This is a genomic window from Bacillus cereus group sp. BfR-BA-01441 (assembly GCF_022663075.1).
In the GTDB taxonomy this organism is placed as follows: Bacteria; Bacillota; Bacilli; order Bacillales; family Bacillaceae_G; genus Bacillus_A; species Bacillus_A cereus.
The window spans coordinates 1-15311 of sequence record NZ_JAKUEU010000007.1; the positions used below are offsets into that span (position 1 = coordinate 1).

Sequence of the window (15311 nt, forward strand, 5' to 3'; positions counted from 1 at the left end):
TCAGGTTTCCCTCCTGTGTCTGGATTTCCTCCTGTGTCTGGATTTCCTCCTGTATCAGGTTTTCCTCCTGTGTCTGGATTTCCTCCTGTATCAGGTTTTCCTCCTGTATCAGGTTTTCCTCCTGTATCAGGTTTTCCTCCTGTATCAGGTTTTCCTCCCGTATCAGGTTTTCCTCCTGTGTCTGGATTCCCTCCCGTATCAGGTTTTCCTCCTGTGTCTGGATTCCCTCCCGTATCAGGTTTTCCTCCTGCATCAGGATTTACACTGTCACCATTATTACTCTGTTCTGTTTTTTGAATAATAGGCGTTTTAGCATTGTGTACTAACGGCATTATGCCATACTGTGATTTATGAACCACATTTTCCACCTTGCTATTTTCCGTTTGTGTTCCTTTATCTTCTTTGTTAGGTTTTTCTTTTTCAGGACTAGTTTCTTTTTTATGAGTCCCACTCAATTCCCACTGCCACATTACAGGAGAGAAAACATCTATATTGATGTTTGGATCTTTTAACTTCACATCCAAGCTAATCTTTATATCCCCTTCATTACGAGGAGCTATTGTAATTTCTCCTGCTTCGCTTTGAAGAAAATCACTTGTACGATCCTCACCATCAATATGTAAGAATCCTGTACTTCCATCTAGTTTAAATTCTTCTGGAATCTTTATCTTCAAAATTTGCGGAGATTCCATTTTAATTACTTTCGCAGTATCACTAAATGTAATTCCCTCTGTATAAAGTCTATCCTTTACTTCTTTAATTGCGTTTCCTAAAGATATTTTATTTACAGGATCATAATAAAAATTATTTTCTTTATTATATTTTTTTGTAAATTGAATTACATTTTGCAGTTGTAATTTCGTTGTATCTGGCAAATCACTTTGACCGATTTCTTCCATGTTTAAACTAGGTAATTTCGCAATTAAATTCTCGATTTGTTTCTTTATTCGAGCATCTGGTTGTTTCATTAATGTATTTATGAAGATTTCTTGCTTTCCATCATTCGACATAGATTGCTTTAACTTCTTAATTACCGTCTCTTGAATATCACTTTCTAACTTTCCTGCAAGTTCTGTATCATATTCAGACACTTGTTTTTTTACATCTGCTAAATATTTTTGAATCGCTGCAGCATCAGTTAAAATATTCGGTTCTTTCTCTGAAAACGTAAATTGATTTGAAATAATTTTATTAGCGGATTCCAATGCACTTAATTGCTTTAAAGCATCGCCTGTATTCATATCATTCATATATTGATTGAATTGATTTGTGAAATTATTCGCTAACAAATTGTTATCAGTTTGCATTTTTTGAAAGTTATTAAAACCATCTAAATACGTACTGTTAGATTTATTCCCTTCATCTAACGCTTGACCGAAACCTTTTAAAACATCCTGAAATCCTTTGAAACTATTAACAGAAACACCTGTATAATCCTGTACTGTTTTAAATTGATTTGTGTAATTTGCTAACGGACTATGTATATCTTTTTTATACATAGTTGTTTGAACGTTTCCTTTTTCAATTATTTTACCTATATTATCTTGTGCACCTTGTAGCTTACCGATAATACTCGCAAAATAAACGTCGATTATTTGCTTATTGAAATCTTCTAAAATAACGGAAGCTGTATTTTCTGCCTCAGCTTTCAAATCCTTATTCCCAGTTGCATTTACTTTGTAGTTTAAAGTTAATTTCTCCGGAATCTCTGAATCAATCGCAACTGCTTTCCTAGAAAAATCATTTGGAATAACAATCATCATATTGTAATTATTATTTTTCAATCCATTTTCTGCTACCCCGCGACTAACTACGTACCATTCTTGTTTCGTATTTTTATTTACATTTTTAACAAATTGATCTCCAAACGCTATTTTATTGCCCTCAAATACAGTGCCCTGATCTTCATTTACCAACGCAACTGTCATTTTTGGTGTAGTATTCTCATTAGCTTTCTTAACATTTTGATTTAATGCTAAATAGGAGACCCCTGTTGATAGTACAAGAGCTAAAATAATAAACAACAAGATGCTCCATTTGAACTTTTTCACTACTTATCACTCCTGCGACTGCGAGTCTATCTAATGAAAGACTTCGTATCTTACTCTAGTTTTAAAGTAATTTAGCCATACAACGTATGGTTGCATGGCTAAATTATATATTTCTTTTTATCTGTCTTATTGTAGACCGAAATTACGAGAAAGATCTTCGTCATGTCTAGCAACAGCTTCTGCAGTTTTATTAAGCTGCATATTAATTTCTTGTAATAGCTGTGCGAAGTTTTGTACTTTTGGCTTTAATTGATTGAACTGTTGGTCAAAACCTTCGAAAGCACGACCTTCCCATTCTCCTCTTAATTCATTTTGTAAGTTTTGTAGTTGACGTAAAATGTCCTCAATTTGATTTGCACCTTGTCCATATCGAGTCGCTTTCGATTTAAGCTCCTCTGGTGACATACGAATTTGTCCTGCCATTATTAAATCCCCCTTAAAATTAAAAAATAGTAAAATTAACCAATAATCAATTCTACAAATTGATTATATCAATAATTTAAAAATTTCTAAACAAAAAAATGATATTTTTCCAAAATTTCTCTTTTACTATAATAACGATATATTGTATAATACTAATTTATTTATTTTTTTAGCACACTCTATAAATCTACTATAAAATAAAGGCAAACCATCTATTTTATATATTTATAAGGACTTATTCACTTTAAATCCCAGCGAGAAAGTAGCCACTAAATCATTATTTTCTCCCATTCAGACTATAATACTCACTTCAAAGTCATAATTACCTGCCTTTCAACAAACCCAAACTCTTCGTACATCTCTTTTGCAAAATTCCCAGCAAATACATTCAACCGAATTTCTGAATACTTCTCCTGTAATTCCTTAATACCAGCTTCCATCAGTTCTCGCGATAATCCTCTCCCGCGATATTTTGGGAAAACGTACAATTCATATATAAATCCAAGTTTTTCACGAGAAAAATAGTCTGTATTTTCCCCTATTAATATCCATCCCATTACTTTATTTTCTTCTTTAATAATTAAATAGTATGCTCCTTTTTCTACAATCGGCTTTGTAATCTCAATTGCTTTCTCGGTACTTAATTGACAATTCCCTCTCGTCCCTTCAAAAAGCGATTGAGCCGCATATTTTAATATTTCATTGCTATCTTCTTGATTCGCCTTAATTATCATTTTTCACAACTCCCCTTGAATAATAGGCATTACTATCGCTTGTTCAAGATTCTCCGCTTCCATAACAATTGCCGTTAATCCGTGTTCTGTACTTGTTTCATGGAGCTCTCCCTTTTCCCAAAACACAGCTTGTCCCGCCTCTATCTTTATCTTTTCTTTATTTACTCCACATACATATCCTGTCCCGTCCACAATAAGAAGCAGTTGAGATACAACTGCTTCATGATTACCGATGATTCCATTCTCGTGTAAATGCATAGCACCGATATGTATATTTCCTCGATGGTTTAATATTTTCGACATGATGAAATTAGATTGAAATACTGATAGGTGCTTTCCTACTTTTTCACTAAAATCAAAAATTTTCATTACTAGTTCTCCTTATACGTATAAAACCATCCTTACTGTCTGCATCATATGTCCTTCAAAGTCTTCTTCAAATTGCTCTAATTCAGCAAAACCTTTCGCTTCATAAAAGCGTTTTCCTTTTTCATTTGCTGCTTCTACATGTATGTACAATTTCCGTATCCCATTTAATGCTTTAATTCCTTTTTGTAATAAAGCACTTCCGATCCCTTTTCCTTGCTGATCTGGTAACAAATAAATCGCACCTAATTCTGCTTCGTTTTGTAGTCTAACAGGTGAAAAGTTTGCAAACCCTATTACTTTACCCTCTTCTTCCGCAACGAATAAATGTGTATTTTTAAGACGATATTTCATTTTTTCATCAGAGTATGCCTCGTCTAAAAAACTATCTTGAATTTCTCTCGGAATAATGCCTTCATATGTATCATGCCAAGCTATTTTTGCTACTGATTGTACAGCGTGAATGTCTTCTTGCTTCATTTCTCTAATTATATATGTCATCTCGATGTCTCCATTCTCTTTAAATTATATTCTGCTAATATACTAGAAGAAACGGCAAAACCATTTTCATAATTCACCTTAATTAATTTTAATTTCTCAATTGAAGCTGTTGCAAAATTAAACTTTCCATAAATATATTCCATTACACTTAAAAACTGCTTTGTATGTAATCTATTTGCAATTGTACAATGCGGAACCCATTTTCCCGGTACGTAATATGAATTTGGGTTGTCATGAAAAGTTTTAAAATAATCATGATAAGAATAATGAAGTTTTAACAATTCATCGGTAACGGTCGGCGCTAGAAAGACCGTTCCATTAGTAGGAAAAATTCCAACAGAAGGAAAAGTTACTGCGTCTATATTTTCTTGAATAGCTACAAACTCCCCTAGTTTCTCCGTATACAAATGAACATCTAACTCATTATAATCCGCAATCGTTATATGAGGTTCTACTCCAGCTAATTGATTTGTTCCAATTACATTTGTTAATTCATTTTGCAGTTCTGTAATTTTATGAGTAAACACACGATCAAATGTAGCAATAATAGCGTACAATCTTTCTCACCCCTTCGTTACACATAGCGCTTCCCATTCTTCACGAATCATGCCCATTCGAATAGAATCATAGTATGTTCCGTTATAATAACGACACTTTCGCATTCTACCTTCTAAGCTCATTCCTATTTTCTCCGCTACTTTCATCATTCGTTCATTACCAGACCAAGTCGTGAGCCCTACTCTACCAATTTCCATCTTTTCAAATAATAAATCTCGATATAACGTTAACGCTTCTGTACCGTAGCCACCATTCCAGTAAGTTGGATTATAAATAACAATTCCCATCTCCAACCAACGCGTCGGTTTATGCTCCCAATAAAATCCGACCGTCCCTATAATTTGACCGTTATTTTCTATAATTAAATTTGACAGTGGTTCTTCTTGCAAACGAGTTTGCATCTTTTCCTTATAGGATGAGTATTCTTGCATTGAAAACGGAAAATACGGTGCATCCCATTTTTTCCATTCTGGATTTTCTTCTTTAAACACGAGATTCCATAATGTTTTTATATCTGATTCTTCAATTGTACGAATTGTTACTTTATCCCCTTTTACTATTACGCTATTCATAATTTCCTCCTACACTCCTCTTTATTTCATATATAATTATAATATTTTTTCTGAAAAATCAAAACAAATATCATTTATTATATTGTATAATTTTGTTATAAGGTACGAATTATTCATGTAGAAAGCTGGTGATTCAATGAATAAACGATTTAGTATTGCTTTATTTCTTACTATTGTTACGACAAATATTATTCTCTATTTCTTCTTACCATTAAGTATTGTTACGAAATGGGACTTTAATGGAACGCCTACATCAACAATGGATAAAAGCACTTTTGTAATCGTAAATATAATTATATGTTCCTTCTTATTCTTTGTATTTTTAGCTTTATCTAAAGTAGCGAATAACCAGAAATTTCTCCATTGGATCGGCAACACAATGTTACTATTCTTATTTTTTGTCGATATTGTCATCGCCCTCATTGCTCTTGGCTTTTCACTTCCTCTTGATCATTTCATATTTTTAGCATTAGGGCTTTTATTTATATTAATAGGTTATTTCAGTTCCAAAATTGATACGACTAAATCAACCGTTTCATTAGAATGGAATGATAAGCACCTTGAAAAAAGAGCTTCAAATATTAGTAGTATTTCAATGATGATAGCAGGTATTTTTTTAGCGATACTTCCTTTTATCGTTTCTGCTCCCTATAGAGGTTATGGCATACTAGCAATTCTTTTAGGAATGACGCTTATCATTCTGCCGAGTACGATTTATTTACTTATTAAAGACAGCAAGCAATCTACTCCTTTAAAAAAATAGGAGGTTATACCCCTCCTATTTCAGCTTAATGTTTTATTTTTCACTTTTTCTATCTCAACTAAAATCCCTTTCCCTATCCAACCCTCTACGCCATCTTTTTTAATTAAATCATATCCTGAACAGCTATCATCAATGAGAGAAACGATATCTCCCTTCCTAACGCTTATTTGCGCACAAGAAATATCGGTTTTCACTGTATATTCACCTGACTCAAGTTGTTTCATATATTCATTTTTTACAGTGAGTAAATTATTCGTTTCCTTTTGTTTACATACGGTGTAGTCTTGCATCTTCTCGATAGGCTCTATGTAATAATACGGATATGTCACTCCGCCCTGCATTTCTGAATTCGCATTAAAATCCGCTATTACTTCGTACTCTGGAAAATAGTCTACATATGTATAAGAAAACGTATCGCCGGTTTGTTTCCTCTGAATAATAAATACGTTTAATTGCCCTGCTTCTTTAATTGCATTTCCTCCATCAATTGCAATAATTTTTTTCTCCTTATCAATAACTGGATTGTTAGACGGTGCTTCTTCAGAATAGTTCACGACAGGCCAATGACCAACTATTACATACTTATTTGCTTTATGTGATTTATTAAAAAACTGTGGCATTGCTATCGCATTTTTGCGCTCTGTTTCTTTCCAATCTACTCTATCTTCTAGACCGGCATGTACAAAAATATAATCTTCTGTTTCAATCGCTGTTGGCAACTCTGTTAGCCAATATAGTTCTTGTGAAAATTCACTTAACAATGCTTCTTTCACTTCACGAATTGAAGTGCCCTCATGAACTGAAAAACCTAATTGCTCTAGCCATTCATTAAAAATCGAGTGCTTTCTCATACATAAATAATTAATAAGATCAGGATTTTCATTTAGAAGAGCATCAACTAAAACTTCACAATTCCCTTCAACAACGTGAACCTTTGAATTGTTCTTTACAAGATTCATAACGTAGTTTACTACGCCTACGCTATCTCGTCCTTTCTCGCAAAGATCTCCATTAATAATTAAATAATCTTCATCTTTAAAGTTAACTTTATGTAGTGCTTCTTTTAAAAGATTTAATTCTCCATGAATATCAGATATGACGATAACTCTAGCATCATTAGGGATTGATAGTTTCTTTATTTTTTTCAAGTATAAGCGCTCCAATCATTCTCTTTATTAAATTAAAACAATTCGACAAAATACACTATATAACCTTTTCAAATACATATACCATAACTTACAACCTATTTACGGTTTAATAATAACTTAAAAAATAAGAAGAAGCTGTTCCCAATTTTTGCGGGACAACTTCTTCTTATTTTTTATAATTCTTTATGAAAAGAATAACTCACCTTATCATACCCTTCTCTTTCATAAAAACGATGAGCATCAATTCTTGAAAATGCTGACGTGAGGACGATAGACTCACATTCGTTTTCCTTTCCCCAGTTCTCTATATACGAAAGTAATACTTTCCCATGTCTTTTTGAACGATGTGCTTCTGCTGTTACAAGGTCATATACGAAAACGTGTTTCTTATTATAAAAGTTCGTACAAATTGCTACACCTGCAAGGCTAACAACTTCATCATCCTCATTACGCAGCGAAAATAGTTTATAATTTTCTTCTTTCATATTTCGAAATAAAGAGCTTGTTTCCTCTTTTGAAAGTTTCGTTCTTAATTGCTGTAAAACAGGTAATACTTCATATAATTGCTCTTCTGTTACTACTTCTTTAACATTCATTTTTAACTCTCCCTTAACTATTTAAATAATTTTCTAAATGTTATATCATTATTATAGAAAGTAACTGCCCTTTACTTAAGTGGCAGTTTAAGTGTTTTTTATAAGGCCAGTTTTAAAGGAGAGTTTTATATGGATTTTACTATCCCATTGCAATTACAAAGTAACACACCTATTTACTTGCAAATTTACGAATATATAAAAGCTGAAATTATACAAGGGACTATTTCTGTTGGCACACGTCTACCCTCACACAGAAATTTAGCATCACAACTTAATATTAGCCGCATTACTGTTGAATCAGCTTATCAACAGTTATTAGCTGAAGGTTATGCAGAAAGTAAACCGAAACGTGGTATTTTTGTAGCAAATTTCGATATTGACGTTATCCCAAATAAAAAACGAAATGCAGCAAAGAAGACGAACAATTTGATAGAAGAAAAATTTGAATATGATTGTAGCCAAGGGCTTATTGATCAAAATGCATTTCCGATTACAAATTGGAAACGAGCATTACAAGAATCCATACTTACATACGAAAATGCACTATTTGCCAAAGAAGATCCTCAAGGTGAATTCGCTCTTCGAGAGCATATATCAACATATTTATATCATTCTCGCGGTGTACATTCTTCACCTGATCAAATTGTGATCGGCGCCGGAACACAGCCACTTCTCTGGCTACTGCTTCAACTGCTTGGCCCTACAAAAGAATACGGCATTGAAAACCCTGGATTTCACCGTATACACGCAATTATTAAAAGCTGCGATAGACAAATTCATCCCATACCATTGGATGAAAAAGGGATTGATATTTCTAGTTTATACAATACAAATTCCAATGTCGCATACGTTACACCATCACACCAATTTCCACTCGGGATTATTATGCCTTTATCTAGAAGATTAGAATTGTTAAAGTGGGCTAATGATTGCAATGGATACATTATTGAAGATGACTATGACGGAGAGTTTCGCTACGCTGGTAAGCCGATTCCTTCTTTACAAAGTCTTGATTCAAATGAACGCGTTATTTATATGGGAACTTTCTCAAAATCTTTTTTACCTTCTTTACGAATGGGATATGTTGTTTTACCACCACACCTTTTAAAGATATACCAAGAACTGCATGGAATTTTCAAACAAACAGTCGCTACAATACAACAACTTGCTTTTGCTAACTTTATACAAAATGGGAATTGGGAACGTCACCTTAATCGAAGTCGTACACTTTATAAAAGAAAACATCATGCATTAGTAAAATCCATTATGAAAGAAATGGGGGCTAATGTTCAAATTCTTGGCGAACAGTCCGGACTTCATATTGTTTTATGTGTAAATAACAGTATGAATGAAAATGAACTGATTGAATCCGCTAAAAAACAAAGCGTTAAATTATACCCACTTTCTCCATATGATTTCGTGAATGATTTACGTAAGGAATCATACGTATTACTCGGCTTTGGTAGTATTCCGGAAAATAAAATTGAAACGTTGGCTATATTATTGAAAGATGCTTGGTTTCCTAGTTGCAAGGAAACTTGTTAACAGTGGGTTTAACTTGTAACATGTTAACAATTCAACAAAATAAAAAAGAAGGCTGTTCCAAAATAACTTTTTGGACAGCCTTCTTCTAGTTATTCACCTGACCTAGCTTTCCTTCCCGGACGTTTCACACCAGTCGTTTCTGTTGAATAGGAAGCTTCAATTATAGCCGTTGGATCTACAGAGAGAACGAGATCTTTCATTTTCGGATAAATGAATCGGTTTGTAATGCAATAAATGATTCTCTTATGCTCCCCTAAAAAACCACCTTCTCCATGTAGATACGTAACAGATAGTTGCAATTCTTTCATAAGTAAATCGCCTATTTCTTTATTCTTACCAGAAATAATCATAACGCTCTTACCTTGATTAATACCATCTAGTATAAAATCAATCATCTTCGTAACAATATAGAAAATTGCTAACGAGAACATCGCTTGTTCGATTGAAAATAAAATGGCAACAAAAATGAAAATAACTGCATTTACTGCAAGTAAAAATGTACTAATCGGTACATTAAAGTGTTTATTCATCCAAACTGCCAACATTTCCGAACCGTCAATTGCTCCACCCATTTTAACAACAATCCCAACACCAATTCCAAACAGTACTCCACCATAAAGTACAATTAATAACTCAGAAGTCGTAATTGCTGGAAATGGTTTTAAATAAATTAATCCGAGTGTTGTAACTACATTCGCATAAGATGTACGGATAAAAAACTTCTTTCCCATTACTTTTGCAGTAAATAATAAAATTGGGATATTAATTCCTAAGAACACACCATAAAGCGGCAATCCTGCGACTTTATTTGCCATAATAGCAATAGCCGTTACCCCGCCATCTACTAATCCATTAGGTGCTAAAATAAGCTCTAATGAACCTGCTACTATAATTGAGCCAATTGTTAATAATACGTATTCAAATACTTTCTTCATTCATTACCCCCAAAACTTATATATTTTCTTAGTATTATTTTAACGTAATTTTACTACTAATTCAAAGGTATCGATTTATATACAGAAAAGTTTCACCTTTATCGCTATTTTTATGTAATACATGTAACGCGTAATACTAAAAACACACTTACAAATTAAAAGTAAGTGTGTTTTTAACATCTATTTAATCTTTACGTACGGCTTCATTTTTAATTTAAATATTTCCTCAACTGCCCTTTGATATCCACCAGCATTTCTAAGCGACTCTCCCACTTTACGACTATTTTCCTTAAACGTCACATCATCCATTACTTTCTTTACAGTCTCACGTAACAATTCAGAAGTTAACTCGTTACGATTAAGTGTTATGCCTGCCCCTACTTCAGTCAATCGTTTTGCAACGAATGGCTGATCTCCTGTTACCGGAATTACAACTAATGGAACACCGTAATATAACGCTTCACTCGAACTATTCATACCACCATGTGTCACGAATACATCAGCATGCTGTAAAACTTCTAATTGCGGGACATAATTATACAATTTAAAATTTTTCGGGATATTTTCAAATTGACTTATATTTATCTTCTTGCCAACGACTAATACGACTGTCGCATCTACATCTTTAAACGCTTCAAAACATTTTTCATACAAAGCAGGTTGTTCATTAAAAACTGTTCCCATAGAAATGAAAATCACTTTTTCATTTTTTAAATCTTCTGTAGGAAAACTCCCCACTTCTTTTCGAGTAGCAATTGATGGACCTACAAATTTATACGATTCATCAAATACCTCTGAACGTGGCTGATATTTTTCTGAAGTATATACAATCGTAATATCACCAGGATGGTTCATAATATCATACATACTATTACATTTCATTCCATACTGCTTATTCCATCTTTCCATTCCCGCTAAACAAGATTGATATAATGGATCCATTTCATCTACTTGTCTCGATTCTTGCCCATCATGAAAATTAATGTACTGATTAACAGCAAACGTTGTACAGGATGAAACGCTTGGTAATTGTAAAATATTCGCTATAATACGTCCTACTGGAAAATGATTATCATATATCAAATAATCATATTTTTCCTCTTTTGTTTCTTCTACAATTTGAGTAACAATACGCTCTGATGCTTCAATCATATGAGATAGCATCGTCAAAGGGCTCCCACCTTCATTTACTCGTTCCATAATATTAATTTGAGAGAGAAAATTCTCAAACACTCGGAATTCCGCACCTGTTGCTTCAACCTTCTTTCTATAATCTTCAATACAATAAGAAACAACTGTTTCCCCTCGCTGAATTAACTCACTTACAACAGCTAAAGTCGGATTAATATGACCTTCCCCAGGAAAATTTATTACGAGTACATTTGCCATAACATTCTCTCCTATCCAATTAATATAATAAAATTAACAATTAATTATATTAATTAATTTAAGTCTATTATAAATGAATGCATTCTACTTCTTCATGCTTTTCTCTTCATTTTATTATTGAGAAATATTTTCTATAGTCTACATTATTGTGATTCACAATCTTATAAATGAATGCTTACTTTTACTCTTCATAGATTTAAAGATACGAGTCTTACATTCAAGTATTACCACTATTATTTTTAGACAATTCATACAAAAATAGAGAAATATAATATTTTTAATGAGTTTTCACTATAAATGTAAGTATGCTGTCTATCTTTTTATCTTTATCCTCATAACACATCATCTGTTATATAATAAATTTATGGAATTTACAAAAAAAGGAGTCTTTTCATGTTACAACAACTATTCAATTCACCTATTCTATCCGTTCAAGCCTTGCACCCAGGTTATGAAGATCATGCAAGTGATGTTTTTCTCGTTCAAACAGAAGATACAGAAGTTATCGTTCGTGCTTCTAAAATGAATGAAGAACCAAATAATGATTTTTGGTGGGGATGTAAAAATCTATTTGGAATTGATCCAAGGAACGTCCATCATTTAGAAACTGTACATACATTGCTGCAAGAACATACGAATCTTCCTATCCCAACAATATTAGAAAAACATGTTTTAAATAGCCGTGAATTTGTGGTGGTCGAAAAGTTAGTAGGTAACACAGTTCAATCTTTTATCGAGCAACCAGATTCTATTTTATTCAGCCTAGGAAAAGGACTTGCAGAAATACATAAATTTAAAGCCGATTTCATAGGAAATCCGTCAGGCACGTTCCAAGTTCCACTAGATGAATTCCAATCACATATTTTAAACGTGAGTAAAGAGCTTGTGAATATGTTTTATTCCGATGATGAAAGCATAAAAAATGCATTCCCTACCTTTGAATCACAACTTTCTTCCCTGTCCGTACCAAAGGAATCTACACTCGTCTTAATTGATATGGATCCTACTCAATTTTTATCTGACGGTACAACTATTACGGGTTTAGTAGATACTGAAGCTTACGCTGTTGCTCCGCGAGAACTTGATTTTATCGGACTAGAATATGTACTTACCGAAAAAGAAGCACATGCCTTTAAAAGTGGTTACGAAACAATTATGTCTATTCCTCACTTAGAAGAATATAGACAACCTTATCGTTATTTATACCGACTGTTATCTGTGCAAGGTAATGTGGAATTAAAAAAATGGTTAAGTCACCCATCCTATTTTTAAATACGAATGAGAGGGAGTATGAAATGGATATTCAGAAAAAGCGTTCTGTAACAGAAAGTGAAATACAGCAAATGAAGGATTTGGCTTATATTTGCGGGCAACAAGATAACCTTGATTACTCTTCAGATTTACATATCAACTTTTTAAAAAATCGAAATGAAGATTATATAAACGATTTTCTTCTTTATAACGGTACTCAATTAATTGGCGCTTTAAATATGTATGATTTCGAAAGACCAACAAAGCTTGAACTAATAGGCTTTGTACATCCTCATTTTAGAAAACAACGTTTCGGAACTATCCTTTTACAAACTGCAATGAAAGAAATACAAAATAGAGAGACAGATGAAGCTCTTCTTATTATTAATGGGGATTCTATTTCTGGGAATGAATTTGTAAAACATATGAAGTTACCATATTTATATAGTGAATATAGTATGGCGTTCAAAACAAACGAAATTCAAAAAACAACAGATAATAATATACAGCTTACTCTTGCACCTTCAGAATCACTTCTTGACCTTATTAAAATTTCTAGTAAAGCTTTTGGTGATTCAGTAGAAAATACGGCTACATGGTTACAAAAAATGATGAATTCATCTTCCCATCAAGTTTACAGTGCCCTTATTGCTGAAAAAGTGATAGGAACAATTACAGTTTCTAAACAAGAGCAATCTACTACACTATCAGGATTCGCCGTTCATCCTTCTTATCAAGGTAAAGGATACGGAAAAGATATTCTTTGTAATATAGTACATACCCTTATTACAGAAGGAGTTTCAACAATTGAGTTAGACGTCGAAACGAAAAATATCCACGCTTTAAAACTATATACACAATGTGGTTTTGAAATTAAAACGAGGCATGACTATTATAATTTAATGAATTTTTAGGTGAATACATATGTTAAAAAAACAATTTATTCTAATTATGATATTTTAGCAAACATCTATAATAAACATTGGAGACATTTTGTTTAACACTCCTACCCAGCCTCGTTTTACAAGATGCTCTTCCCTACTCTCGTATATTAGATCTTTGTTGCGGGACTGGTCATCTCTGCCGGTGATAGTTTAATTTAGATGAACTAAAAAGTGTGTTTCACAAAGTTTACTCCGTATTACATAACGAGGGTATATTCGCATTTGATATGAATAAAAAAACTGAATCGAAATGATTCAGTTTTTTCTTAATATATTTACAACTGCAGTTGTTTCGTCATTTTCTTTATAGACACGCGGAATTCTTCTATCTAGCATACATGTAACTTCATAGTTTATTGTACCTAACATATCCGCTATTTCTTCTACTGCGATATTTTCTTCACCTTGTTTACCGTAGAATACTACTTCGTCTCCTACTTGTACTGGCATCGCTTTTGAAACATCCAACATTAACTGATCCATACAAACACGGCCAATAACAGGTACTCGAACCCCGTTAATTAACGCATAGCCTTTATTAGATAATTGACGATTATAACCATCAGCATAACCAATTGGTACAGTCGCAATCCATTCTTCACCAGTTGTTACATACGTATTCCCATAACTTACACCACGATTCTTCTTCGCATGTTTAATATGAGCTACTTTTGATTTTAACGACAACGCAGGCTGTAAAGAAACGACTGAATGATCCACTTCTTTTGACGGATACATACCGTACACACCTATTCCAACGCGTACCATATTTTGAAATGTGTTACTTAATTCCATTGATCCCGCACTATTTGAACTATGAATATATGGTATTTGAATCCCTAATTCTTTCGCTGTATTAACAGCCTTTTCAAATAAACTTGTTTGCATATTCGTATATGATTTATCGATTTCATCTGCCGTAGAGTAATGCGTAAATATCCCTACTACCTCTACATACTCCATACGGTTTAATTCTTCTAAAAATGGTTTAACTTCTTCTTCTTGTAAACCGATACGACTCATTCCTGTATCAATTTTCACTTGAATTTGTACTTTCTTTTGAAGACGGTTTGCAATTTCATTTATACCATGTAAATCTTCTACTCTATAAACAGTCATCATAACGTCATATTGAATTACATCTTCTACAGCCGCTACTGGTGTGTATCCTAAAATTAAAATCGGCACAGTAATTCCTGCTTCTCTTAATTCTATTGCTTCATCTACAAATGCAACTGCAAGTTGATGTATCCCAGCTTCAATTGCAGCTTTGGCAACTTCAACTGCCCCATGGCCATACCCATTCGCTTTTACAGCAGCCATCATCTTAATTTCTTCATCATTTACATGTTTTTTAAATTCTTTTACATTATGTTTTACAGCATTTAAGTCAATTTCTACAATTGTATCTCTTCCATATTTCAAACTCATTGGTCTAACTCCTAACTCAATAATTGCATTCCATTCTATTTCACGTTTCATATGACCTTTTACAATATAATACTTTTCATTATGCTAGTCAAACTACTAGAATT

The 15311-nt window shown here is 33.0% G+C and carries 16 protein-coding genes and 1 pseudogene; 5 read left to right on the forward strand and 12 right to left on the reverse strand.

Annotated features, from left to right (window positions below):
• The 7 genes from esaA to MR107_RS04960 all read right to left on the reverse strand — a co-directional run.
• On the reverse strand, positions 1-2051 hold a 2051-nt coding region (gene esaA, locus MR107_RS04930; RefSeq protein ID WP_242292100.1), incomplete at its 3' end, for a type VII secretion protein EsaA.
• Between the two features lie 126 nt (positions 2052-2177).
• Positions 2178-2474, reverse strand: coding sequence for a WXG100 family type VII secretion target (locus MR107_RS04935; protein ID WP_000918601.1), 297 nt, complete (start codon positions 2472-2474; stop codon positions 2178-2180).
• Between the two features lie 305 nt (positions 2475-2779).
• Positions 2780-3208 (reverse strand): GNAT family N-acetyltransferase, encoded by a 429-nt coding sequence (locus tag MR107_RS04940; protein ID WP_000584231.1) that lies wholly within the window; start codon positions 3206-3208, stop codon positions 2780-2782.
• Positions 3209-3211: 3 nt separating this feature from the next.
• On the reverse strand, positions 3212-3577 hold the full coding sequence (locus MR107_RS04945) for a cupin domain-containing protein (protein ID WP_000688074.1): 366 nt from the start codon (positions 3575-3577) through the stop codon (positions 3212-3214).
• Positions 3578-3589: 12 nt separating this feature from the next.
• Complete coding sequence (locus tag MR107_RS04950; RefSeq protein ID WP_242292101.1) at positions 3590-4075, reverse strand: GNAT family N-acetyltransferase; 486 nt, start codon at positions 4073-4075, stop codon at positions 3590-3592.
• On the reverse strand, positions 4072-4632 hold the full coding sequence (locus MR107_RS04955; RefSeq protein WP_000270858.1) for a 2'-5' RNA ligase family protein: 561 nt from the start codon (positions 4630-4632) through the stop codon (positions 4072-4074). Before MR107_RS04955 ends, MR107_RS04950 begins: the two co-directional genes overlap by 4 nt.
• A 6-nt stretch (positions 4633-4638) precedes the next feature.
• The gene (locus tag MR107_RS04960) at positions 4639-5205 is read right to left on the reverse strand and encodes a GNAT family N-acetyltransferase (RefSeq protein WP_084064600.1); all 567 of its coding nucleotides are present in this window, start codon (positions 5203-5205) and stop codon (positions 4639-4641) included.
• 136 nt (positions 5206-5341) lie between these two features.
• Here MR107_RS04960 and MR107_RS04965 point away from each other — a divergent pair, with 136 nt between their 5' ends.
• Positions 5342-5968 carry a DUF1648 domain-containing protein gene (locus MR107_RS04965; protein WP_242292102.1) on the forward strand — a complete coding sequence of 209 codons (627 nt, stop codon included), beginning with the start codon at positions 5342-5344 and terminating at the stop codon, positions 5966-5968.
• Positions 5969-5988: 20 nt separating this feature from the next.
• On the opposite strand, the gene MR107_RS04970 is transcribed toward MR107_RS04965, so the two are convergent.
• Both MR107_RS04970 and MR107_RS04975 read right to left on the reverse strand, forming a co-directional pair.
• Complete coding sequence (locus MR107_RS04970) at positions 5989-7116, reverse strand: metallophosphoesterase (protein WP_048655643.1); 1128 nt, start codon at positions 7114-7116, stop codon at positions 5989-5991.
• A 173-nt stretch (positions 7117-7289) separates the two neighbouring features.
• Positions 7290-7712, reverse strand: coding sequence for a GNAT family N-acetyltransferase (locus MR107_RS04975; protein WP_098212890.1), 423 nt, complete (start codon positions 7710-7712; stop codon positions 7290-7292).
• 129 nt (positions 7713-7841) lie between these two features.
• Here MR107_RS04975 and pdxR point away from each other — a divergent pair, with 129 nt between their 5' ends.
• Positions 7842-9257: a MocR-like pyridoxine biosynthesis transcription factor PdxR gene (pdxR, locus tag MR107_RS04980; protein WP_242292103.1), complete on the forward strand. Its 1416-nt coding sequence runs from the start codon at positions 7842-7844 to the stop codon at positions 9255-9257.
• 89 nt (positions 9258-9346) lie between these two features.
• Here pdxR and MR107_RS04985 read toward each other — a convergent pair whose 3' ends face one another.
• Both MR107_RS04985 and MR107_RS04990 read right to left on the reverse strand, forming a co-directional pair.
• A complete protein-coding gene (locus MR107_RS04985) occupies positions 9347-10192 on the reverse strand; it encodes a YitT family protein (RefSeq protein WP_000755126.1) in 846 nt (281 codons plus the stop codon).
• Positions 10193-10372: 180 nt separating this feature from the next.
• Positions 10373-11581, reverse strand: coding sequence for a macrolide family glycosyltransferase (locus MR107_RS04990; protein WP_242292104.1), 1209 nt, complete (start codon positions 11579-11581; stop codon positions 10373-10375).
• 393 nt (positions 11582-11974) lie between these two features.
• On the opposite strand from MR107_RS04990, the gene MR107_RS04995 reads away from it, so the two are divergent.
• From MR107_RS04995 to MR107_RS05005, 3 genes and pseudogenes are all read left to right on the forward strand, one after another.
• Positions 11975-12853 carry a nitrate reductase gene (locus tag MR107_RS04995; RefSeq protein WP_033695494.1) on the forward strand — a complete coding sequence of 293 codons (879 nt, stop codon included), beginning with the start codon at positions 11975-11977 and terminating at the stop codon, positions 12851-12853.
• Positions 12854-12876: 23 nt separating this feature from the next.
• On the forward strand, positions 12877-13746 hold the full coding sequence (locus MR107_RS05000) for a GNAT family N-acetyltransferase (protein WP_134207679.1): 870 nt from the start codon (positions 12877-12879) through the stop codon (positions 13744-13746).
• A pseudogene (locus MR107_RS05005) lies at positions 13747-14009 on the forward strand (class I SAM-dependent methyltransferase); the annotation flags it as partial. It lies immediately after the preceding gene.
• A gap of 22 nt (positions 14010-14031) precedes the next feature.
• Here the strand turns inward: MR107_RS05005 and alr are convergent.
• On the reverse strand, positions 14032-15207 hold the full coding sequence (gene alr / locus MR107_RS05010) for an alanine racemase (RefSeq protein ID WP_002182683.1): 1176 nt from the start codon (positions 15205-15207) through the stop codon (positions 14032-14034).
• Positions 15208-15311: the final 104 nt, after the last annotated feature.

Excerpts from the sequence above, each read along its gene's own strand:
- MR107_RS04935 (WP_000918601.1), bottom strand. The coding sequence starts at position 2,474 with ATGGCAGGACAAATTCGTATGTCACCAGAGGAGCTTAAATCGAAAGCG.
- MR107_RS04940 (WP_000584231.1), bottom strand. The coding sequence starts at position 3,208 with ATGATAATTAAGGCGAATCAAGAAGATAGCAATGAAATATTAAAATAT.
- MR107_RS04945 (WP_000688074.1), bottom strand. The coding sequence starts at position 3,577 with ATGAAAATTTTTGATTTTAGTGAAAAAGTAGGAAAGCACCTATCAGTA.
- MR107_RS04950 (WP_242292101.1), bottom strand. The coding sequence starts at position 4,075 with ATGACATATATAATTAGAGAAATGAAGCAAGAAGACATTCACGCTGTA.
- MR107_RS04960 (WP_084064600.1), bottom strand. The coding sequence starts at position 5,205 with ATGAATAGCGTAATAGTAAAAGGGGATAAAGTAACAATTCGTACAATT.
- MR107_RS04965 (WP_242292102.1), top strand. The coding sequence starts at position 5,342 with ATGAATAAACGATTTAGTATTGCTTTATTTCTTACTATTGTTACGACA.
- MR107_RS04975 (WP_098212890.1), bottom strand. The coding sequence starts at position 7,712 with ATGAATGTTAAAGAAGTAGTAACAGAAGAGCAATTATATGAAGTATTA.
- pdxR (WP_242292103.1), top strand. The coding sequence starts at position 7,842 with ATGGATTTTACTATCCCATTGCAATTACAAAGTAACACACCTATTTAC.
- MR107_RS04985 (WP_000755126.1), bottom strand. The coding sequence starts at position 10,192 with ATGAAGAAAGTATTTGAATACGTATTATTAACAATTGGCTCAATTATA.
- MR107_RS04990 (WP_242292104.1), bottom strand. The coding sequence starts at position 11,581 with ATGGCAAATGTACTCGTAATAAATTTTCCTGGGGAAGGTCATATTAAT.
- MR107_RS04995 (WP_033695494.1), top strand. The coding sequence starts at position 11,975 with ATGTTACAACAACTATTCAATTCACCTATTCTATCCGTTCAAGCCTTG.
- MR107_RS05000 (WP_134207679.1), top strand. The coding sequence starts at position 12,877 with ATGGATATTCAGAAAAAGCGTTCTGTAACAGAAAGTGAAATACAGCAA.
- alr (WP_002182683.1), bottom strand. The coding sequence starts at position 15,207 with ATGAGTTTGAAATATGGAAGAGATACAATTGTAGAAATTGACTTAAAT.